Annotated in this window: 1 protein-coding gene; it reads right to left on the bottom strand. The window is 56.1% G+C overall.

Features of this window, described 5'->3' with window-relative positions; genetic code table 11:
- On the bottom strand, nt 1–255 hold a 255-nt coding region (locus tag P0G09_RS20985; protein ID WP_275253627.1), incomplete at both ends, for a hypothetical protein.

A 255-nucleotide genomic window follows, 5' to 3' on the forward strand; every position in this document is an offset into this window, starting at 1 on the left:
GCTTCACCAGCAGATTCCGCCGCTGCGGGTCTTGCCAAACCCAGCCTGCAAAGGTATCCTTGATGGCCTGCTGCTTCTGCTGGGCAAGCATCGTCTCCTTCTGGTTCAGGACACGCCGCTCTTTACCGTCCTCCTCAATGGTATCATAAATGCGGCAGTCCCGCAAATTCAAGGTGTCCTCCAAAATCTTGTAGGCGTTGGCCCGGTGGGTGCCGTAGGTTTCGGTGGACATGATATCATACATTCCGGCGGCAG

Origin of the sequence: Faecalibacterium sp. DFI.5.82 (genome assembly GCF_029076575.1) — a bacterium.
GTDB classification, from domain to species: Bacteria; Bacillota; Clostridia; order Oscillospirales; family Ruminococcaceae; genus Faecalibacterium; species Faecalibacterium duncaniae.